Consider the following 21,044-nt stretch of genomic DNA (forward strand, 5'->3'; position numbering starts at 1 on the left):
CAAAGGCATGAAATTTTGCGTTACCCCTCGACAGATGGACAGCCGGTGACATCGCGGCGCAACAGGTCATGGCACGTTGGGCGGGGCCGGACCTTCGAGCTTGGCCCGACGGGCCATATCATGGCGATCATCAACGTCACGCCGGATTCCTTCTCCGATGGCGGACGCTACGGAAGCGTCGACGCTGCGGTGGCTCACGCGCTCGCCTGCGTCCGCGACGGTGCCGCAATTCTCGACATCGGCGGCGAATCGACGCGGCCAGGCGCGGCGGAAGTAATGGCCGCGGAAGAGCAGGGCCGTGTCCTGCCGGTAATCGAGAGACTTGCGGCAGAGACCGACGCGCTGATCTCCATTGACACCTATCGTGCCGAGACGGCGAGGCTCGCCATGGCGGCAGGCGCCCACATCATCAACGACGTGCACGGCCTGCAGCGCGAGCCGGAGATCGCAACGGTCGCCGCGGCGACGGGAGCCGGCATCTGCATCATGCATACCGGCCGGGGCCGCGAGCAGGAAAAGCGGGCCGACCGCATCGCGGACCAGGAATTCTTCCTCACAAAATCGCTTGAGATCGCCCGTGCCGCCGGTATTCCGGAAGAGGCGATCGTACTCGATCCGGGCTTCGGTTTCGCCAAGAACCGCGACGACGACATGGAGCTGATGGCGCGCTTTGCTGAGCTGCACCGGCTTGGCTTTCCGCTGCTTGTCGGTACATCGCGAAAGCGTTTCATCGGCGCGGGGACAGGCCGCGACAAGCCGGAGGAACGCGATGTCGCGACCGCCGCGACCACTGCCATCCTGCGGCTTGCGGGAGCGGCGATCTTCCGCGTCCACAATGTCGCCGCCAACCGCGATGCGCTGGCGATGGCGGACGCCGTGCTGGCTGCCGCCTGGGCTCATGAGGAAAAAGGAAATACCTGATGGGCACCTATACGATCACGCTGAAGAACTGCGGCTTTTACGCCCGGCATGGCGCATTTGAGCAGGAAGCCACGCTCGGCCAGCGCTTCTTCGTCGACGTCGTCATGCATGTGGCAGCGGACGAGGCGCTCGAAAACGATGATGTCGAGAGTACGGTCCACTACGGCATCGCCTATGAGATTGTCGAAAAAGTCGTGACGCAGAACCGCCGCAACCTGATCGAGGCGCTCGCCAGGGATATCGCCGTGGCGCTCTGCGCCTGGTCTCCGCAGATCAAGCGTGCCGATATCACCGTTCGCAAGCCGAGCGTGCCGATCCCAGGTATCCTGGATTATGCGGAGGTGCGTGTTGAACACGTCGCCTGAAAAGCCCTTCGAGATCGCCGCATTGGGTATCGGCGGCAATATCGGCGATCCCCCGGCCGCCATGGCCGAAGCCCTGCGGCAACTCGACCAACGCGAAGATTGCCGCGTCCTCGCCGTTTCGAAACTTTATTCGACTCCGCCCTGGGGAAAGACGGATCAGGCGGATTTCTTCAACTGCTGTGCGCTGGTGGAAACGTCGCTGGACCCCGAGGAGCTTCTCGATGTCTGCCTGTCGATCGAACAGGGCATGAAGAGAGTGCGACTGGAGCGCTGGGGGCCGCGTACTATCGACATAGACATCCTCACCTTCGGGACACGTAATCAGAAGAGCGAGAAACTGGAATTGCCGCACCCCCGCATGACCGAGCGGGGGTTTGTGATGATGCCGCTTGCAGATATCGCACCAGACCTTCTGGTGAAGGGACGAAAAGTGGGCGAGTGGCTCCAGGAAACGGATACCGCCGGCATCAAGATCGCAAGGGACAGCCAGGATTGGTGGCGGGGCGCGTAAGCGCCGCGGACGCGGTCTTTACTGGTTGATCGAACCGACGGCGATCGAGTCGAGGTCCCGGTCGAGGCTGAGCCCGATGACCGGAATCATCTGGTCTTCGACCTTGACCGAAATCGTGATGTTCATCTTGTTCTCGCCGCGCAGGCTAGCCACCATGGCGCCGTTGAGCTTGGCACGGTTGATGCCCATCACGACCTTGTCGCCATTGACCGACCCGGAGATGATGTCGAGACCCTTGCCTTCCGCACCGTCCAGGAATTTGCCGGTGTAGCCGCGACCGCTCTGGGTGATAACCGCCGACATAGGCTGCTGGAAGACGCCGACCCGGCAGGTGCCGTCGAGCTTGATGCCGACATCGCCGTCCGGAGTCGGCGCACCGGTCAGGCTGCAACTGAATTTGGTGCCCTTGTATTTGCCGGCGACGATTTCGCCCGGGCCTTTCCAGGCGCCGGCGACCGACTGGAAGAAAACCTTGTCGCGAGGAGCGGCTTCCGCTTGCGGAGCCATGGCCGACGTGGCCGCGACAGTCAGAACGGCAAGCCCGCCGATAAGCGAAAGGAGGCGCGGATACATGATACTTTCCCCGACAAGCAGCGACGTTAAGTGCTTCGTAATTTAGGCGGGAATGGTTAACGAGTGGTATCCGTGGCCGGATTGCAGCGACCCTCGATCGGCCTATTCTTCGTCTTTCCGGCTGCCGACCGCTGCAATATCCGAGATGAAATCGCCGATCCCCGGGCGCTTGACTGCCTTGAAAGGAAGTGGCCGGCAGAGGTCCATGGCGGCGATACCGATTCGAGCGGTGAGCAGCCCGTTGATGACCCCTTCGCCAAGCCTCTTCGACAGTTTCGAGGCAAGCCCGTGGCCGAGCACCTGCTGGGCGAGACCGTCGCCGACGGCGATCGAACCGGTGACGGCGAGATGCGCGATCACGTCCCGCATCAGCCTCATGAGGCCGAGAGTACCCGGCCGGCCCCCATAAAGTTCCGCCATGGCGCGGATGAGCCTTGTGACTTCGAAGAGCACATAGGCAAGGTCGACGACCGCGCGGGGGCTGACGGCGGTGACGATCGAAACGCGTTTGGATGAGCCGAGGATCAGTGCGCGGGCCTTGCGGTCGAGGGGAGCCAGGAGTTCCCGTTCGGCCAGTTCCAGAAGCTGTGGGCCGTCAATAATGTCATCTTTCGTGGCATCGAGCGTGGCCCGGCCCCTGGCGGTCTCGGCGCGATGGCTGAGGATTTTCGCAAGCCTCGAGACGACAGTGCGTGCCGCTGCCGGACGAGGGGAAAGGATCGCTTCCTCGGCTTCCGCCTTCAACGTCTGGACGGCGGAAAGCCGCATCATGCCGAAGATTTCACGACCGATGATCACCGCCACCGCGAGAAGCCCGACCCCGAGCGCGATCAGTGCCGCATAGCCGAGCCAGTCGGCGCGCGAGAAGAGGTCGCGGATCACCTGGTCGGCCCACAGTCCGAAGGCGAGCGACAGGAAGGTGCCGAAGGCGGCGAGCGCCAGATTGACGAAGGAGAATTTCTTGCGCGCCCGCGGCTCGGCAACGGGGATCGCTTCCGGGGCGAGCTCGGCCGGCGTCACGAAAGGGTCCTGGTCATCAGGGGTGACGACGACCTCGCCCTCGAAACTGCGCGGGCTGCGACGAACCGGGGGGGCTGCCTCGCCATGAGATATCGCTTCTTCTTCCACCGCGAAGGAGGCGGGCCGGCGCTTGCCGTTCTGAGGTGTCTCGGGCGGTTTCATGCGAGGCGGTCTCCGAACAGGAACTGCATGGCGCGGTCGAGCCGGATATGCGGCACGGAGAGCTTCAGGCCGCCGTTCGATTCTTCCAGCGCCGGCGGGCGGAAGCGAACGACGTTGATTTCCGGGAGTTCCGCATTCGGTGCATCGAGATTTTGAAACAATGCTTCAGGATTATCCGGTAAATCTCCGGGAAATATGGCAGTTTTCTTGTTTCCGTCGAAACGCTCGCCATTGATTGTCTCACCCGCCATCGGCGTACCGACGATGACCGGCAGGATGTGGTTGTCTTCCTTGACGGTCGCCTCGCGGGTGGCGCGGACGGAAGCGATCGCCATCACCTCGATGCCCGCGCCTGCCATGCCGATCCGCTGGATCGCGCGATCGACCAGACGGCCGGTGAGCCTTTCTAGCCGGTCATGGCTTTCGTGATGCAGGTGGTCCGCCTTGGTGGCGGCGACCAGAACCTTGTCGATCCTTCGGCCGACGAGCGACGAGAAGAAGCTGTTGCTGCCGGGGCGGAAACAGGCGAGCACGTCCGTCAGCGCGCGCTCCAGATCCTGCACGGCTTCCGGGCCGCGGTTGATCGCCTGAAGAGCGTCGATCAGCACGATCTGCCGGTCGAGCCGGGCGAAATGCTCGCGGAAAAAGGGTTTGACGACCACGTTTTTATAAGCGTCGTAGCGGCGTTCCATCATGGCCCGCAGCGAACCCTTGGAGGCTTTTGTCTCCGGAATGTTCGGCAGCGGCGCGAAGGTGAGCGCGGGCGAACCCTCCAGATCGCCGGGCATCAGAAAGCGTCCGGGCGGCAAGGTCGACAGCGAGCGCTCATCCGCTTTGCAGGCCCTCAGATAAGCTGCAAAAGCCTCCGAAAGGCGCCGCGCCGTCATCTCGTCCGCCGGCGCGTCCATGTCGATGCTCGACGCCAGCGCCAGCCACTCGTGCGACAATTCCTTGCGGATGCCGGTTTCGGCGAGCGTTACGGTGTTCTCGCTGAATGCGCGAAAATCCTGGGTGAGAAGCGGAAGGTCGAGCAGCCATTCTCCGGGATAATCGACGATGTCGATCGAAAGCCGGCCGCGCGAGAACATCCGGCTCCAGCCGCTGGCGCTCTGATAGTCCAGCGTGATGCGCAGCTCCGAAATGGCGCGGGTCGAATCCGGCCAGATGCGGTCGCGCACCAGCGCCTGGATATGGTCCTCATACTGGAAGCGCGGGATCGCATCGTCCGGTTGTGGTTCGAGCCGCACCGCGGAAACGCGTCCAGAGCGGACGGCTTCGAAGAGCGGCAGGCGACCACCGTTCAAAAGGTTGTGGACGAGCGATGATATGAATACCGTCTTGCCGGCCCGCGACAGGCCGGTGACACCAAGCCGGATGGCGGGATGCATGAGGCCCGAGGCCCGATCGGTGATATTGTCGAGCGCAATCCGCGCGTCGTCGGTGAAGCTGGTAAGCGAAGGCGGCAAGGCGTCGTTCCGGGTTCGATGTTCCAGCTATATAGGAAGCGGAGACGATGCCGCAAAGGCGACGGCACGTCTCAGGCCGTCAGGAAGTCGATCAGCACCCAGGCTGCGCCGGAACCTGCAACAATCCCGCGATAATCGAGCACGGCGAGACCGGCAGGCGGATAGCCGCCCGGAATGGCGGCGACCATCTGGTCGGCGCCAATCAACGCCTCCAGCACTTCTTCCATGGTCGGGTTATGGCCGATCAGCATCACCGAGGCGCTTTCCTTCTGGCCTTCGAGGACGGCAAGATAGGTGCTGAGCGAGCCGCTGTAGAGCTCGTCGATATAGACCGGCTCGATCGCTTCGTCGGTCGCACGTCGCACGGCTTCCGCCGTTTGACGGCAGCGGACCGCGGTCGAACTGATCACGATATCGGGCCAGTATTTCCTGTCGGCCGCTTTGTCGGCGACGATCTCGGCCTCGGCAAAGCCCTGATTGTCGAGCGCCCGGTCGAAATCATGCTGTCCCGGCTCCGCCCAGCCAGACTTGGCGTGGCGCAGGAGATAGATGCGGGAAGGAGGAGGAGTGATCGTCGTCATGCCCGGCGCCAGAACCAAAGAAATTCACTGGATGGGTAGCCTTTCGACGGGATACTCGTCAACTGCCCGAAATGTTTCTGCTGGAACGGACACGCGCCGGCCAAGTTAAGCACAAGAAAACTGGCTGCAGTCAATAAAGGTTAAAAAATAGCCATTTAGCTGAATTTTGTGACGGTTTTAAAAATATCTTAATGCTTGGCGGAAGGCTTGAACCGGCATAGGCGAATAGGATATAGAGGCGCCGCATGAGATGTTCTTCAGGAGAATCGCGTTGAGTGAGAAGATCGATCTTAGCAATTATGTGCTCTCGGAAGACGACGAGTTCATGAATGCAAATCAAAAAGCGTATTTCCGAGCAAAGTTGATTGCTTGGAGAAATGACATCCTGAGAGAAGCGCGCGAAACGCTGGATCATCTGGCAGAAGAAAGCGCAAATCATCCCGATCTCGCTGATCGGGCCTCCTCCGAAACCGACAGAGCCATCGAACTCCGCGCCCGTGATCGCCAGCGCAAGCTGATTTCCAAGATTGACGCCGCCCTCCAGCGTATCGAAGACGGCACCTACGGCTATTGCGAAGAGACCGGTGAGCCGATCGGGCTCAAGCGTCTTGACGCCCGACCGATTGCAACGCTGTCGATTGAAGCGCAGGAACGGCACGAGCGCCGCGAGAAGGTCTACCGGGACGAATAGTTTCACGATTTCGCCGAAACGCAATTTCAAGGGCACGGTTTTCCGTGCCTTTTTTATTGGCGAGAAATCATAGGGGGCCGTCGCTCATTTGTCGCGGTTGACAGACATCTCGCCGAAGATGCGGGCGACCTCCGTCTGCAGGGACGGCTCGGGCGTGGCGCCGGTGACACGTGGTGCTGCTGATGGATTGCGCGGCAGCGTCGGAGCGGGCGGCTGCCCCAGCGCTGCAGCCTCGCGGGCGGCCAGATTGTTGGCCATCTCCTGTTCGAGGATTCGTTCGAAATCGCTGCCGAGCTGTTTCGGTTTCTCGGCTGCGGGCTGGAGCACGGGGGGAACCGCCGCAGGATTGGCGGGCGCGACGCGCGGCTCGGGGACGTCCTGCAGGACCCGTTCGCGGGCGGCATCAAGCACATTGGCGGCAATGTCGAGCGAATGAGCGGACGTGGCGGCGGCCGCCACTGCTCCGACCGGCCGCAAGGGCTCGGGTTTCACGTCAGTTGCTTGCCGGACAGGCAGTTCGATTTTCGGCGCGACCGCATGTTCGGGAGGCGCGGCAAGAATGGGCGGCGCGGGCCGCGGGGGCGTTGTATCCATCGGCCCCGGTCCGGTGGCGAGCGGCATGACGGCTGGCGCCGGACGCGTCGCGTCGCGGGAAACGGAACGTTCCCTTGCCGGCTCCACGCGAGGTTCCGGAGACACCGGACGCTGGGCGAGAGCAGTTCGCGGCTCGGCGGCCGGCAAAGCGGAGAAGGGAACCGTCATATCCGAAGGATCTAAAGGTGTGGAACGGCTTGCGGCGGACGCCGATGCCGCATTCATGCCGGCGGCCCCTGTCGAAATTCCGCTCTCGATGACGATATCCGTCGGCCCGCCGATCATCACCAGGTGTTCGACATTGTCGCGGCGGACGAGGACGAGGCGCCTGCGTGCGTCGACGGCGGCGGCATCCAGTACCTGCAGCCGCGGCTGGCGGTTCTTCCCGCCGCGCACGAAGGGCGAGGGCCCATTGCGGCCGCGGATCATCCACAGCGCGACAACGAGCAGAAGAAGCGCAATGCCGACACCGAGGACTGCGATCACGAGGCGGCTACCGTAGGCGCTCAACAGATCTTCCAACATTTTTTGCCACTCCTCATATGAACGCTGCCGTAAAAGACGACTTTTTTTATGCCTAGGCAAGCCGTCCGCTGTCGTTGTCCCATCCCGGAAAAGCGGGATGAAATGGTAAAGATAGGTCGCACCTGCGAACTGTCCCGGGTTTTGTGGCCTTGCGGAGCTTTTTGCTTCACCTGCAACTTGCTAAGAAGGAATCGCGGGGATTTCTTCCTGCGGATGTCCATGGCCGCGGCGCCGGCCGAAATGCGAGGAATTGATGACGAAGTTGCAGCAAGGCGGCAACTACGAGGCGCCTCTGGTGGAGCGCGGGACACGCGGCGGCACCATCATCCGGATCGTTCTTCTGGCTCTCGTGCTTTGCGGGGTGGCCGCCGGCTTCGTGCTGTTCCAGCATGCGCTCGCCAACGAGGTGGTGCTCGGACTGCTCGGCATCCTCGCCATGGTCGGCATTTTTTTCCTGGTTTCCTCGCTTATCGGCCTTGTCGAAGTCATGCCGCAATCGCGATCCGACGAGCTGGCACGCGGGTTCCTCGCCAGCCATCCCGACGGAATTCTGATCACCGATCCGAAGGGTCGCATTCTCTATGCCAACGCCGCCTATGGCCGGATGACCGGCGCGACCAAGGCAAGCAATGTGCAATCCCTGGAAGCACTGCTTTCCAAGACCCGTGAATCGACCGAGGCGCTCTACCGGCTGACCACGGCGCTCCGTGAGGGGCGTGAGGGTCACGAGGAGTTCCGGCTTCTGCAGCCTCTTGGCCGCGTCACCGGCAACGGCTCGGGTGCCCATTGGTATCGTCTGAAGGCGCGGCTGCTCGGGCCGGCCGGCAAGGGCCAGCTCGATATCTGGCAGATTACCGACATCACCTCCGAACGTGAGGACCAGGAGCGCTTCTTCCGGGAACTGCAGAATGCAATCGACTATCTCGACCATGCTCCGGCGGGCTTCTTTTCTGCCGGAAAGAAGGGCGAGATCTTCTATCTCAATGCCACGCTCGCCGAATGGCTCGGCATTGATCTGACCAAATTCATGCCGCGTTCGATGACGATTTCGGACCTTGTGGCGGGCGAGGGCATGGCGCTCATTCAGTCGGTGCAGGCGGCCCCTGGGCTGCAGCGGACCGAAACGCTCGATCTCGACCTGCGCCGTACCAACGGCCAAAGCCTGCCCGTGCGCCTGGTGCACAGTGTCAGCGCCACCCGCGACGGTGCGCCGGGTGAAAGCCGCACGATCGTATTGACGCGGCCGAAGGGCGGCGAGGGAGATCAGTCGGCCTCGGCGATGCGCTTCACGCGCTTCTTCAACAACACGCCGATGGCGATCGCTTCCGTCGACGGCGAAGGCAGGATCCTGCGCATCAACGCACCGTTCCTGAAACTGTTCGCCGGCGTGGTATCGCGCGACGACGTCGAGACCGGCGCGGATCTCGACCGCATCGTGCATGAAAATTCCCGCCAGCAGCTCATGCAGGCGCTTGCCGCCGCAAAGGACCGGCAGGGTGACATTGCACCCATTGATTCGCGCCATCCTGCTGACGAAAACCGTTATATGCGCTTCTACGTGAATGCCGTGATCGACGAGAGCGACGAGGCGCCTGAAGAAGCGGCGATCGTCTATGCGGTCGAAACGACCGAGCAGAAGGCGCTCGAGACCCAGATGGCGCAGACACAGAAGCTCAATGCGGTCGGTACGCTTGCGGGCGGCATCGCGCATGACTTCAACAACGTACTCACCGCAATCCTGCTTTCATCCGATCACCTGCTTTTGCAGGCGCGTCCTTCCGATGCGAGTTTCGCGGACCTCATGGAGATCAAGAGGAACGCCAACCGCGCGGCTGTGCTGGTGCGCCAGTTGCTTGCCTTCTCGCGCAAGCAGACCATGCGGCCGGTCGTGCTGAACCTCACAGATGTCGTCGGCGATCTGCGCATGCTGGTGGATCGATTGATCTCCGGCACGAATGTGAAGCTCGAAGTGGACTACGGCCGCGATCTTTGGCCGGTGCGCACCGATCTCTCGCAGTTCGAACAGGTGTTGATCAATCTCTGCGTCAATGCCCGCGATGCCATGCCTCAGGGCGGCACGATCCTGATCAAGACCCGCAACGTCTCCGCGGAGGAAGCCGCGGGTTTTCATCAGGCGGACCTGCCTTCGGAAGATTTCGTGATGGTGGAGGTCTCCGATACCGGCACCGGTATTCCCTCCGAAATCATGGACAAGATTTTCGAACCCTTCTTCACCACCAAGGAAGTGGGCAAGGGTACCGGCCTCGGCCTCTCCATGGTTTATGGGATCGTCAAGCAATCCGGCGGCTACATCTATCCGGAGTCGGAAGTCGGCCGCGGCACGAGTTTCCGCATCTTCCTGCCCCGCCACGTGCCCGAGGCGGCAGTCGCGGTCGCTCCGGGGGCTGCCACCAATGCCCCGGCCGGTCAGGCCGCCCCGCCACCGGTCGTCTCGGTGACGCCCGCGGAAGACCTCGATCTGACAGGCAAGTCCGCAGTCGTGCTGTTGGTCGAGGACGAGGAAGCAGTCCGTCGCGGCGGCAAGCGCATGCTGGAAACGCGCGGTTATACCGTTCACGAAGCGGGTTCCGGCACCGAGGCGCTGGAGATCATGGAGGAACTTCAGGGCAAGGTCGATATCGTCGTTTCCGATGTCGTCATGCCGGAAATGGACGGGCCCACGCTGCTTACCGAGCTGCGCAAATCCTATCCGGACCTGAAGTTCATCTTCGTTTCCGGCTATGCGGAAGATGCCTTTGCCCGTAACCTGCCGGCTGACGCCAAGTTCGGCTTCCTGCCAAAGCCGTTTTCGCTGAAGCAGCTCGCTGTCGCGGTCCGGGAGATGCTTGATTCGAACTGAGAAGCGGGCCGGTTTCTAAAAATTTCGAAACGCTGCGATTCGTCCGCTGGATGTGGCGATGTCTTGTTTTCCTTGATGAATTTTCCACATGCCAGAATACGTGAACATCTTGAGAACGGAATGGAAATAACGATTTGCAGTCAAGCAGTTGATTGGCGCTTGTCAAATGAGAACAAAACATGTACATCATCTTTATCGGCTGCTTCATTGCTTGCGCGGTGGCAATAACCTAAAGGTGGGATCATATGGCACAGAATACTTTGCGGCTCGTAGAGGATAAAGGCGTGGACAAGAGCAAGGCGCTGGAGGCGGCACTGTCGCAGATCGAACGATCCTTCGGTAAGGGATCGATCATGAAGCTCGGCTCGAACGAGAACATCGTCGAGATCGAGACGGTTTCGACCGGCTCTCTAAGCCTCGATATCGCGCTTGGTATCGGTGGTCTGCCGAAGGGCCGTATCGTCGAGATCTATGGCCCTGAAAGCTCAGGCAAGACGACGCTCGCACTGCAGACGATCGCCGAATCCCAGAAGAAGGGCGGCATCTGCGCCTTTGTCGACGCCGAACATGCACTCGATCCGGTCTATGCCCGCAAGCTCGGGGTCGATCTCCAGAATCTCCTGATCTCCCAGCCCGATACCGGCGAGCAGGCGCTCGAGATCACCGATACGCTGGTGCGCTCCGGTGCCGTCGATGTTCTCGTCGTCGATTCGGTTGCGGCGCTGACGCCGCGTGCTGAAATCGAGGGCGAGATGGGCGACAGCCTTCCGGGCTTGCAGGCGCGACTGATGAGTCAGGCGCTGCGCAAACTGACGGCCTCGATCTCGCGCTCCAACTGCATGGTCATCTTCATCAACCAGATCCGCATGAAGATCGGTGTCATGTTCGGTTCGCCGGAAACCACGACCGGCGGCAATGCGCTGAAATTCTATGCCTCGGTTCGCCTCGACATCCGTCGCATCGGACAGGTCAAGGAACGCGAGGAAGTGGTCGGCAACCAGACTCGCGTCAAGGTCGTCAAGAACAAGATGGCGCCTCCCTTCAAGCAGGTGGAATTCGACATCATGTATGGCGAGGGCGTATCCAAGACCGGCGAACTCGTCGATCTCGGTGTGAAGGCCGGCATCGTCGAAAAGTCCGGTGCGTGGTTCTCCTATAACAGCCAGCGTCTCGGCCAGGGCCGCGAGAACGCCAAGACGTTCCTGCGCGACAATCCCGAACTTGCCCGCGAGATCGAAATGTCGCTTCGCCAGAATGCCGGTCTCATCGCCGATCGTTTCCTCCAGAATGGCGGTCCCGACGCGGACGACGGCGGCGAAGCCGCCGAAATGTAGGCGGTTCCGTCGCGTTTGGAGCTTCTCCTCGGTTACTTTATAGCCGGCCGCGAATCGAAAGATGCGCGGCCGGTTTCTCGTTTGGTTGAGCGGTGTGCGGCTGGACAGTTGGGGGTGCGGACGATACAAGCCTCTGGTTTTCAAATAACGGACCGCATCCGGCGGTGAAGAAGGGCGTAGCATGAGCGGCGTGAATGAAATTCGGTCGACCTTTCTCGACTATTTCCGAAAGAACGGACACGAAGTCGTGGCTTCCAGTCCGCTGGTGCCGCGCAACGATCCGACGCTGATGTTCACCAATGCCGGGATGGTGCAGTTCAAGAACGTCTTCACCGGTCTGGAGACCCGTTCTTATTCGACGGCCGCGACCGCACAGAAATGCGTGCGGGCCGGCGGCAAGCATAACGACCTCGACAATGTCGGCTATACGGCACGCCACCATACCTTCTTCGAAATGCTCGGCAATTTCTCCTTCGGCGACTATTTCAAGGAGCGTGCGATCGAGCTTGCCTGGAACCTGATCACCAAGGAATTCGGCCTTGACCGCAACCGTCTTCTGGTGACCGTCTACCATACGGACGACGATGCTTTCAGCCTGTGGAAGAAGATCGCCGGCTTGGCCGACGAGAAGATCATCCGCATCCCGACCAGCGACAATTTTTGGGCGATGGGCGATACCGGCCCCTGCGGTCCATGCTCGGAAATCTTCTACGACCATGGCGAGCATATCTGGGGCGGCCCTCCCGGTTCGCCGGAGGAGGATGGCGACCGTTTCATCGAGATCTGGAACCTCGTCTTCATGCAATATGAGCAGGTTACGAAGGAGGAGCGCATCGACCTGCCGCGTCCTTCGATCGACACCGGCATGGGTCTGGAGCGCGTTGCGGCCGTTTTGCAGGGGCAGCATGACAACTATGATATCGACCTGTTCCGCGCACTGGTTTCGGCCTCCGAGGAGGCAACCGGCGTCAAGGCGGAAGGCGAGCGTCGCGCGAGCCATCGCGTGATTGCCGACCACTTGCGGTCCACCGCTTTCCTGATCGCCGATGGCGTGCTTCCGTCCAACGAAGGACGCGGTTATGTGCTTCGCCGCATCATGCGCCGCGCCATGCGTCATGCCGAGTTGCTTGGCGCCAAGGAGCCGCTGCTTTGGAAACTGTTGCCGGCGCTCGTCCAGCAGATGGGCCGCGCCTATCCGGAGCTGGTGCGCGCCGAGGCCCTGATTTCCGAAACGTTGAAACTCGAGGAGACCCGCTTCCGCAAGACGCTGGAACGCGGCCTCTCGCTGCTGTCCGACGCAACGAGCACGCTTCACAAGGGCGATATGCTCGACGGTGAAACAGCCTTCAAGCTCTACGACACCTACGGCTTTCCGCTCGACTTGACCCAGGATGCGCTGCGCGCCCGTGAAATCGGTGTCGACATTTCAGGATTTACCGACGCCATGGAGCGCCAGAAGGCCGAAGCCCGCTCCCATTGGGCGGGCTCCGGCGACAAGGCAACCGAGACGATCTGGTTCGAACTCAAGGAAAAGTTCGGTGCGACCGAATTCCTGGGTTACGACACAGAGACGGCGGAGGGCGTCGTCCAGGCGATCGTCCGCGACGGCAAGGCGGTCGATAGCGCATCGGCTGGTGATCAGGTGCAGGTGATCGTCAATCAGACACCGTTCTATGGGGAATCCGGTGGCCAGATGGGCGATACCGGTGCAATCTCTACGGACAGTGCCCGGCTGGACGTCTCTGATACGCAGAAGAAGGGCGAGGGCCTTTTTGTTCATAGCGCGATCGTCGCCGATGGCACCTTGAAGGTCGGAGATGCCGTGGCGCTGGCGGTCGATCACAGTCGCCGCTCACGCCTGCGGTCGAACCATTCGGCGACCCACCTATTGCATGAGGCGCTGCGCGAAGTTCTCGGCACGCACGTGGCGCAGAAGGGTTCTCTGGTCGCGCCGGAACGCCTGCGTTTCGACGTTTCGCATCCGAAGCCGATGACCAGCGAGGAATTGCAGAAGGTCGAAGACATGGCAAATGCCATCGTTCTTCAGAATGCGCCGGTCACCACGCGCCTGATGAGTGTCGACGATGCAATCGCGGAAGGCGCGATGGCGCTGTTCGGAGAGAAATACGGCGACGAAGTGCGCGTCGTTTCCATGGGCAGGGCCATCGAGGGACCGAAGTCCGGCAAGCCCTATTCGGTCGAGCTTTGTGGCGGCACGCACGTGAATGCGACCGGCGATATCGGCCTGGTCCGCATTCTGGGCGAAAGCGCGGTCGGCGCCGGTGTCCGCCGTGTCGAGGCGGTGACGGGCGAGGCGGCACGCGCCTATCTCGCCGAGCAGGACGAGCGGGTGAAGACGCTGGCTGGCGCGCTGAAGGTACAGCCGACGGAGGTCGTTTCGCGCGTCGAGGCGCTGATCGACGAACGGCGTAAGCTTGAGAGAGAGTTGGCCGATGCCAAGCGCCGGCTTGCCATGGGCGGCGGGCAGGGCGGCTCGGCCGGCGATGTCCGCGAAATCGGCGGCATCAAATTTATGGGCAAGGCGCTCACCGGCATCGATGCCAAGGATCTGAAGGGTTTGGCCGATGAAGGCAAGGTGAGCCTCGGCTCCGGCGTCGTAACGCTGATCGGTGTGTCGGAAGATGGCAAGGCAAGTGCTGTCGTTGCGGTGACGCCGGACCTGACCGGCCGGTTCAGCGCAGTGGATCTGGTGCGGCTCGCCTCCGCGGCCCTCGGCGGCAAAGGCGGCGGCGGACGGCCGGACATGGCTCAGGCGGGTGGTCCGGATGGAGCCAGGGCGGACGAAGCGCTGGAGGCGGTGGCAGCGGCGCTCGATGCCTGATGATATATAGGAAGCGGGCGAGGCCCGCTTCTCCGTTTTTGAGGGAAGGCGAATGGGTGTGAACGCCAGAATCGAGGATGAGCCGGATGAGGCCGTCGATGGCCTGGTGCCGGCATTGTTCCGCGATGCGCCGAGTTCGGTCTCATTCAACAAGCTGCGCAAGCGCCTGCTTCGGCAGGTGCGCCAGGCTTTCGATGACTTTCAGATGCTGAAAGGGCAGAAGCGCTGGCTGGTTGGCCTTTCAGGCGGCAAGGATTCCTATTCGCTGCTCGCCGTACTGCTCGATCTGCAATGGCGCGGGCTTCTGCCGGTCGAACTGATCGCCTGCAACCTCGATCAGGGCCAGCCGAATTTTCCGAAACACATCCTGCCGGACTATCTGACCTCGATCGGGGTGACGCACCGGATCGAATACCGCGACACCTATTCGATCGTGAAGGAGAAGGTGCCGGAAGGCGCCACCTATTGCTCGCTCTGTTCCAGGCTACGCCGCGGCAATCTTTACCGGATCGCGCGGGAGGAGAGGTGCGACGCGCTGGTGCTCGGCCATCACCGCGAAGACATCCTTGAAACCTTTTTCATGAACTTCTTCCACGGCGGCCGTCTTGCAGGCATGCCGGCCAAGCTCCTGAACGACGAAGGCGACCTGATGGTGCTGCGTCCGCTCGCCTATTGCGCCGAGGACGATCTCGCGAAATTCGCCGCCGCCATGCAGTTCCCGATCATCCCCTGCGATCTCTGCGGCTCGCAGGACGGCTTGCAGCGCAATGCGATGAAGCAGATGCTTGGCGAGATCGAGGCACGCATGCCCGGCCGCAAGGATGCGATGCTGCGCGCTCTCGCCCATGTGAATCCGTCCCATCTTCTTGATCCGAAACTCTTCGATTTTGCCGGCCTGCAGACCAACCCGTCACCCTGAGTTCCTCTTTCAGAACCTGAGATATAACGATGACCCTTCCGCTCGACGTCACGAAGCTTGCCGATCTCTTGCGCCTTGCTGCCAGATCCGAAATCCTGCCGCGCTTCCGTCGGCTCGGAAACGGCGACGTGCGCTCGAAAAGCGAACCGTCCGACCTCGTGACGGAGGCAGATGAAGCGGCAGAGCGGTTGATCCGGCGCGAGCTCGAAACGATTGCTCCGGATGCATTGTTCGTCGGAGAGGAATCGGTCGCCGCCGACCCCGCCTTGCTTGGCAGGCTCGCCGACGCGGAATTCGCGATCGTTGTCGATCCCGTGGACGGCACCTTCAACTTTGCTTCCGGCATTCCAGCTTTTGGTGTCATGGCCTCCATCGTCTGGAAGGGCGAGACGGTCGCCGGCATCATCTATGACCCCATGGGCGATGACTGGGTGATGGCGGAGAAGGGGGGCGGCGCTTTCCTGATAAGGCCTGAGGGGGAGGCAATCCGTCTTTCCGTGGCTCAACCCCGGCCGCTGGATGCGATGGTGGGCATGGCTTCAGCCGGCTATTTCTTCGGTGACATGCGCCACCGTATCCTGGGGAATCTTGCCAAGGTACGCTTCTTTTCGAGCTATCGCTGCTCGGCGCATGAATATCGCACCTTTGCGGGTGGCCATGTGCAATTCGTGCTCTACAACAAGCTGATGCCCTGGGATCATCTGGCAGGCACGCTGATCGCGACCGAGGCCGGCGGTTATGCGGCGCGCTTCGACGGTTCAGCCTATCTGCCGCATCATGTCGATGGCGGTTTGCTGCTGGCCACCGACAAGGAAAGCTGGCAGATGCTGCGGAACGAGATCATCGGAGCCTGATTGGAAAAGGCCGGATTTATTCCGGCCTTTTTGCTGTTCAGATCCGCGGATTGTGCGGCTGGAAGAGTTTTCCCTTCTCGCCGATCAAAACGAAAATCAGGCCGATAATGGACACGGTGAAGAAGCCGGCAACGAGCGGCAGGGCCGTGCCGTCGAAGGCCTGGCCGATCACCAACCCGATAACCGATCCGCCGACCGTGCTCATGAAGCCGAGCACCGAAGAGGCGGTGCCCGCCACATGGCCGAGCGGCTCCATGGCCAGCGAGTTGAAGTTCGAGCCGATCCAACCGAACTGGAACATGGCGAGCGAGAAAAACACCAGGAACAGAAGGATCGGCATGGGCTGCGGCCCGAAAACCTGCATCAGCATCCACAGGAAGGTGATGGTGATGAAGCCGATGAGCGAGCCGTGCGACAGGCGGCGCATGCCGAACCGGCCGACGAAACGGGCATTCAGGAAGGAAGCGGTCGACATGAACACGGCCACGGCTGCGAATGCGACCGGGAACCAGACGCCGAGCTGGTAAATCCCCCCGTAAATCTGCTGGGCGGAATTGATGAAGCCGAACAGGGCGCCGAAGATGAATGTGCTGGCGATCGTGTAGCAGAGGGCGATGCGATTGGTCAGCACGATCCGGAAGCCGTCAAGGATCGAGGAGACAGTGAAGGGGCGAACGTCGGCAGCGTCCAGCGTCTCGGGTAGGCGGCTATACATCCAGAAGCCGATACAGAGCGAAACGATCGCGATGAATACGAAGATCAGGTGCCAGTTACCGAGGAACATGATGAGCTGGCCGGTGCCTGGCGCGATGATCGGCACGATCATGAAGACCATCATGATCAGCGACATGACCTCCGCCATGGCGCGGCCGCCATAGACGTCACGGACGATCGAGATGGTGATGACCCGGGTTGCTGCGGCGCCGGCACCCTGGATGAAACGCAGCACCAGCATTGCGCCGAAGGAAGGCACGACCACGATGCCGATCGCACACAGAATATAGACCGCAATGCCGAAGAGCATGGGCTTTCGGCGGCCGAAGCGGTCCGAAAGCGGGCCATACAGGATCTGCGCCGCACCAAGCCCGAATACATAGGAAGAAACGACATATTGGCGGTGGTTTTCGTTCACCACGCCCAGCGAGGCGCCAATCTCGCCCAGGCCGGGAAGCATGATATCGATCGCCAGGGCGTTGAGCGCCATCAGCATGGCCATCATCGCAATGAATTCGGCTCGGCCCATGGCGCGCAAGCGATCCGGGGCCGTTTGTGAAGGATTTGTCACAGTGGTTTCCTAAACAATGGGAAAGGCGCCGTTGGGAGCGGCGCCTTGAAAATGTCTTCGATAAAACCCGGACCGGGTGGTCCGGAAGAATTCAGGCGGCGCCGCGGACGGCGATGCCCTGTTCCTGCAGATGATTCTGCAGTTCACCCGATTGGAACATCTCGCGGATGATATCGCAACCGCCAACAAACTCGCCCTTGACATAGAGTTGCGGAATGGTCGGCCAGTTGGAATAGTCCTTGATACCCTGGCGGATTTCGGCGTCGGCAAGCACGTTCACGCCCTTGTAGTCGATGCCAAGGTAATCGAGAATTTGCACCACTTGGCCAGAGAAACCACACTGCGGGAACTGGGGCGTACCCTTCATGAAGAGAACTACGTCGTTCGCCTTCACTTCGTTGTCGATGAATTCGTGAACTCCGCTCATGTCATATCCTTTCACACGCGGTTTCAAGGGCCGCTGCGCTGCGTCATTTCTCCTAAATAGCAACACAGCCCCGGGAATTCCAGCGGAATAGTCGGCTAGACGCCAATCGGGCATCGGGTTTTGACGCTATCTGCGCGGCACACCTGTGCTCAGTGGTTCCGTTGCCTGCTGCGGCTTGCCGCTGTACGCCGGCGGCTCACCTGCTTCTTCGCGGGCTTGGCGGTCCGCGCAGTGGTCTTCGTGACGAAGCGGCCCGACGTGGCGGAGCGGGTCTGCCGCTTCTTGCGCTTGGTGCTCGTGCGGCCATGCGACTTCTTCAGCAGCTCCTTCATGGCGCTCTCGACGATGCCCGTGACGATCTCGTTGATCAGGTTCGGCATGGATCGTCTCAGTCCGTCGGGGCCGAAGTCTGCAATGCCAACGCATGCAGGACACCGCCCATATTGCCTTTCAGCGCCTCGTAGACCATCTGATGCTGCTGCACGCGGCTCTTGCCGCGGAACTGCTCGGCCACCACTTCGGCCGCGTAATGATCGCCATCTCCGGCAAGATCCCGGATGGTGACCTTGGCTCCCGGAATGCCGGCCTTGATCAGATCCTCGATTTCACCCGGTCTCATCGGCATGATGTTTTTCCCTTTTTCTTTTCACGGACTCACCGCGAGCTTTTGTGAGGACAGAGTGCCTCAAAGCCGCTCCCGGGTCAAAGAGGGATCGAGCCGCGATCGACAGCTTCTCATCCGCAAAACACGGGATCAATCCATGTAGGTCGGGAACCAGCCTTCATGGGCTTTGACGAGTTCAGCCACCGGTACATCGATAAGACCGTCGATCGCCAGCCTGTCGCCCGAAACGGTTCCGAGCGGGCGGAAGGGCACGCCGGCACTTTCCGCATTCGCCTGCACGAAATTGGCTAGGTCAGCCGGAACGGCGATCACGTAACGGGCCTGGTCCTCACCGAAAAGAAGGGCATGCGCAGGGCCGCGCTGCTCCGACAAGCTCACCTTCGAGCCCTTGCCGGAAGCCATGGCCATTTCCGCGAGCGCGAGGACAAGGCCACCGGAGGAGATATCGTGGCACGCGGTCACCTGACCATTGCGGATGATGGACCGGACGAAATCGCCGTGGCGACGCTCGGCGGCGAGATCGACGACCGGAGGCGGGCCATCGATGGTGTCGAGGATGTCGCGCAGGTAGACGGAAGAGCCGAGATGGCTGCCGTCCGTGCCGATCATGATCAGCTTGTCGCCTTCTCGCGCCGAGCCTATCCTCGTCATCTTCTGCCAATCGGGCAGGAGACCGACGCCGGCAATTGTGGGTGTCGGCAGGATCGCGACACCGTTCGTTTCGTTGTAAAGGGAGACGTTGCCGGATACGATCGGGAAATCGAGCGCGGTACAGGCTTCGCCTATGCCTTTGATGGCGCCGACGAGCTGGCCCATTATCTCCGGTTTTTCCGGATTGCCGAAATTGAGGTTGTCGGTCGCAGCGAGCGGCTCGGCGCCGGTCGCAACGAGATTGCGCCAGCATTCGGCGACCGCCTGTTTGCCGCCTTCATACGGATCGGCCTCGACATAGCGCGGCGTCACGTCCGAGGAGAAAGCGAGCGCCTTGCTGGGATGGGTGTCGACGCGCACGACGCCGGCATCACCGCCCGGACGCTGCAGAGAATTGCCCTGGATCAGCGTGTCATACTGTTCCCAGACCCAGCGTCGGCTGGACTGGTTGGGCGAACCGACCAACTTCAGCAGCGCCGCGTTGTAATCGGCCGGGGCCGGAACCTGGGATGCGGGCAGGGGAGCGCGGCCGTTCGACTGGATCCATGGCCGGTCATATTCGGGCGCCTGATCCCCAAGCTCCTTGATCGGCAGGTTCGCCACTTCCTCGCCCTGGTGCAGGATACGGAAGCGCAGGTCGTCGGTCGTCTTGCCGACGATCGCGAAATCGAGGCCCCATTTGACGAAGATCGCCTCTGCTTCCTCTTCCTTCTCGGGCTTCAGCACCATGAGCATGCGCTCCTGGCTCTCCGAAAGCATCATCTCATAAGCGCTCATGCGGTCTTCGCGCACCGGCACCTTGTCGAGGTCGAGCTCGATACCGAGGTCGCCCTTGGCGCCCATTTCGACAGCCGAGCAGGTAAGTCCTGCGGCACCCATGTCCTGGATCGCGATCACCGCTCCGGTCGCCATCAGTTCGAGACAGGCTTCGAGCAGGCACTTTTCGGTGAAAGGATCGCCGACCTGCACGGTGGGGCGCTTCTCCTCGATCGATTCATCGAACTCGGCAGACGCCATCGTGGCACCACCGACGCCGTCGCGGCCCGTCTTGGCGCCGAGATAGACGACCGGCAGGCCGACGCCTTCCGCTTTGGAGTAGAAGATCGCATCGGTACGCGCGAGGCCGGCTGCAAAGGCATTGACGAGGATGTTGCCGTTATAACGCGGGTCGAATTCCACTTCGCCGCCGACGGTCGGTACACCGAACGAGTTACCGTAGCCGCCGACGCCGGCGACGACACCGGAGACCAGGTGCTTGGTCTTCGGATGATCGGGAGCGCCAAACCGCAGAGCGTTCATCGCCGCGATCGGACGTGCGCCCATGGTGAAGACGTCGCGCAGGATACCTCCCACTCCCGTCGCCGCACCCTGATAAGGCTCGATATAGGAGGGGTGGTTGTGGCTCTCCATCTTGAAGACGACGCAATCGCCGTCATCGATATCGACGACGCCGGCATTCTCGCCTGGTCCCTGGATGACGCGCGGTCCCTTGGTCGGCAGGGTGCGCAGCCATTTCTTCGATGACTTGTAGGAGCAGTGTTCGTTCCACATGGCCGAGAAGATGCCGAGTTCCGTAAAGGTCGGCTCGCGGCCGATCAGATCGAGGATCCGCTGATACTCGTCCGGCTTCAGGCCATGCGAAGCGACGAGTTCGGGAGTGATCGCGATGCTGTTCGGAATGGTCATGTTCTTCTCTGGATTGAAGGGCCAAGCTTTGGCGCTCTTTAACCTAAGTGGCGCGGGGGCGCGACAGGAAAATGCTGCTGCTGAATGTTACGACATCCTGGCGGCGAAAACAAAAAGCGCCGGAAAAAACCGGCGCTTTCAATAAATGGTAT

Annotated in this window: 20 protein-coding genes; 10 read left to right on the top strand and 10 right to left on the bottom strand. The window is 61.4% G+C overall.

Translation table 11 applies throughout. The features are described from left to right. Positions 1-120 precede the first annotated feature (120 nt). Genes folP through folK form a run of 3 tightly spaced genes read left to right on the top strand, consistent with a single transcriptional unit; the run spans position 121 to position 1,797 of the window. On the top strand, positions 121-921 hold the full coding sequence (gene folP / locus ABK249_RS24445; protein WP_081952718.1) for a dihydropteroate synthase: 801 nt from the start codon (positions 121-123) through the stop codon (positions 919-921). Next, positions 921-1,286 carry a dihydroneopterin aldolase gene (gene folB / locus ABK249_RS24450; protein ID WP_037146714.1) on the top strand — a complete coding sequence of 122 codons (366 nt, stop codon included), beginning with the start codon at positions 921-923 and terminating at the stop codon, positions 1,284-1,286. Before folP ends, folB begins: the two co-directional genes overlap by 1 nt. Next, on the top strand, positions 1,255-1,797 hold the full coding sequence (gene folK / locus ABK249_RS24455) for a 2-amino-4-hydroxy-6-hydroxymethyldihydropteridine diphosphokinase (protein WP_052182676.1): 543 nt from the start codon (positions 1,255-1,257) through the stop codon (positions 1,795-1,797). The genes folB and folK overlap by 32 nt, the downstream gene beginning before the upstream one ends. 18 nt (positions 1,798-1,815) lie before the next feature. Here folK and ABK249_RS24460 read toward each other — a convergent pair whose 3' ends face one another. From ABK249_RS24460 to ABK249_RS24475, 4 genes are all read right to left on the bottom strand, one after another. After that, a complete protein-coding gene (locus ABK249_RS24460) occupies positions 1,816-2,370 on the bottom strand; it encodes a hypothetical protein (protein WP_210055368.1) in 555 nt (184 codons plus the stop codon). Positions 2,371-2,472: 102 nt separating this feature from the next. After that, a complete protein-coding gene (locus tag ABK249_RS24465; RefSeq protein WP_348864281.1) occupies positions 2,473-3,552 on the bottom strand; it encodes a YcjF family protein in 1,080 nt (359 codons plus the stop codon). Beyond that, a complete protein-coding gene (locus tag ABK249_RS24470) occupies positions 3,549-5,018 on the bottom strand; it encodes a YcjX family GTP-binding protein (protein ID WP_348864282.1) in 1,470 nt (489 codons plus the stop codon). The genes ABK249_RS24465 and ABK249_RS24470 overlap by 4 nt, the downstream gene beginning before the upstream one ends. A gap of 71 nt (positions 5,019-5,089) precedes the next feature. Beyond that, positions 5,090-5,599, bottom strand: coding sequence for a SixA phosphatase family protein (locus ABK249_RS24475; RefSeq protein WP_037148408.1), 510 nt, complete (start codon positions 5,597-5,599; stop codon positions 5,090-5,092). Between the two features lie 271 nt (positions 5,600-5,870). Here ABK249_RS24475 and dksA point away from each other — a divergent pair, with 271 nt between their 5' ends. Next, positions 5,871-6,290 (top strand): RNA polymerase-binding protein DksA, encoded by a 420-nt coding sequence (dksA, locus tag ABK249_RS24480; protein WP_037146726.1) that lies wholly within the window; start codon positions 5,871-5,873, stop codon positions 6,288-6,290. Between the two features lie 84 nt (positions 6,291-6,374). Here the strand turns inward: dksA and ABK249_RS24485 are convergent, their stop codons facing one another. After that, entirely contained in the window at positions 6,375-7,409 is a 1,035-nt protein-coding gene (locus tag ABK249_RS24485) for a flagellar biosynthetic protein FliO (RefSeq protein ID WP_037146727.1), read from the bottom strand. Between the two features lie 253 nt (positions 7,410-7,662). Between ABK249_RS24485 and cckA the strand changes: the two genes are divergently transcribed. From cckA to ABK249_RS24510, 5 genes are all read left to right on the top strand, one after another. Continuing rightward, entirely contained in the window at positions 7,663-10,269 is a 2,607-nt protein-coding gene (gene cckA / locus ABK249_RS24490; RefSeq protein WP_348864284.1) for a cell cycle histidine kinase CckA, read from the top strand. A 245-nt stretch (positions 10,270-10,514) separates the two neighbouring features. Then, entirely contained in the window at positions 10,515-11,603 is a 1,089-nt protein-coding gene (recA, locus tag ABK249_RS24495; protein ID WP_037146730.1) for a recombinase RecA, read from the top strand. A gap of 181 nt (positions 11,604-11,784) precedes the next feature. Further along, a complete protein-coding gene (gene alaS, locus ABK249_RS24500) occupies positions 11,785-14,445 on the top strand; it encodes an alanine--tRNA ligase (protein ID WP_348864285.1) in 2,661 nt (886 codons plus the stop codon). 52 nt (positions 14,446-14,497) lie between these two features. Then, positions 14,498-15,364 (top strand): tRNA 2-thiocytidine(32) synthetase TtcA, encoded by an 867-nt coding sequence (ttcA, locus tag ABK249_RS24505; RefSeq protein WP_037146732.1) that lies wholly within the window; start codon positions 14,498-14,500, stop codon positions 15,362-15,364. A gap of 29 nt (positions 15,365-15,393) precedes the next feature. Further along, complete coding sequence (locus ABK249_RS24510) at positions 15,394-16,218, top strand: inositol monophosphatase family protein (RefSeq protein ID WP_037146734.1); 825 nt, start codon at positions 15,394-15,396, stop codon at positions 16,216-16,218. Positions 16,219-16,255: 37 nt separating this feature from the next. Here ABK249_RS24510 and ABK249_RS24515 read toward each other — a convergent pair whose 3' ends face one another. The 5 genes from ABK249_RS24515 to purL form a co-directional block, all read right to left on the bottom strand. Beyond that, on the bottom strand, positions 16,256-17,461 hold the full coding sequence (locus tag ABK249_RS24515; protein ID WP_037146735.1) for a multidrug effflux MFS transporter: 1,206 nt from the start codon (positions 17,459-17,461) through the stop codon (positions 16,256-16,258). Positions 17,462-17,594: 133 nt separating this feature from the next. Further along, positions 17,595-17,930 (bottom strand): Grx4 family monothiol glutaredoxin, encoded by a 336-nt coding sequence (gene grxD / locus ABK249_RS24520; protein ID WP_037146737.1) that lies wholly within the window; start codon positions 17,928-17,930, stop codon positions 17,595-17,597. Positions 17,931-18,079: 149 nt separating this feature from the next. Further along, positions 18,080-18,310: a hypothetical protein gene (locus ABK249_RS24525; RefSeq protein WP_348864286.1), complete on the bottom strand. Its 231-nt coding sequence runs from the start codon at positions 18,308-18,310 to the stop codon at positions 18,080-18,082. Positions 18,311-18,318: 8 nt separating this feature from the next. Then, complete coding sequence (locus ABK249_RS24530; protein ID WP_037146739.1) at positions 18,319-18,555, bottom strand: BolA/IbaG family iron-sulfur metabolism protein; 237 nt, start codon at positions 18,553-18,555, stop codon at positions 18,319-18,321. A gap of 129 nt (positions 18,556-18,684) precedes the next feature. Beyond that, complete coding sequence (gene purL / locus ABK249_RS24535; protein ID WP_037146741.1) at positions 18,685-20,892, bottom strand: phosphoribosylformylglycinamidine synthase subunit PurL; 2,208 nt, start codon at positions 20,890-20,892, stop codon at positions 18,685-18,687. Here purL and ABK249_RS24540 point away from each other — a divergent pair. Then, positions 20,873-21,037 carry a hypothetical protein gene (locus ABK249_RS24540; protein WP_348864287.1) on the top strand — a complete coding sequence of 55 codons (165 nt, stop codon included), beginning with the start codon at positions 20,873-20,875 and terminating at the stop codon, positions 21,035-21,037. The genes purL and ABK249_RS24540 overlap by 20 nt on opposite strands. Positions 21,038-21,044 lie beyond the last annotated feature (7 nt).

The sequence above is a fragment of the Neorhizobium phenanthreniclasticum genome (assembly GCF_040066075.1).
In the GTDB taxonomy this organism is placed as follows: Bacteria; Pseudomonadota; Alphaproteobacteria; order Rhizobiales; family Rhizobiaceae; genus Neorhizobium; species Neorhizobium petrolearium.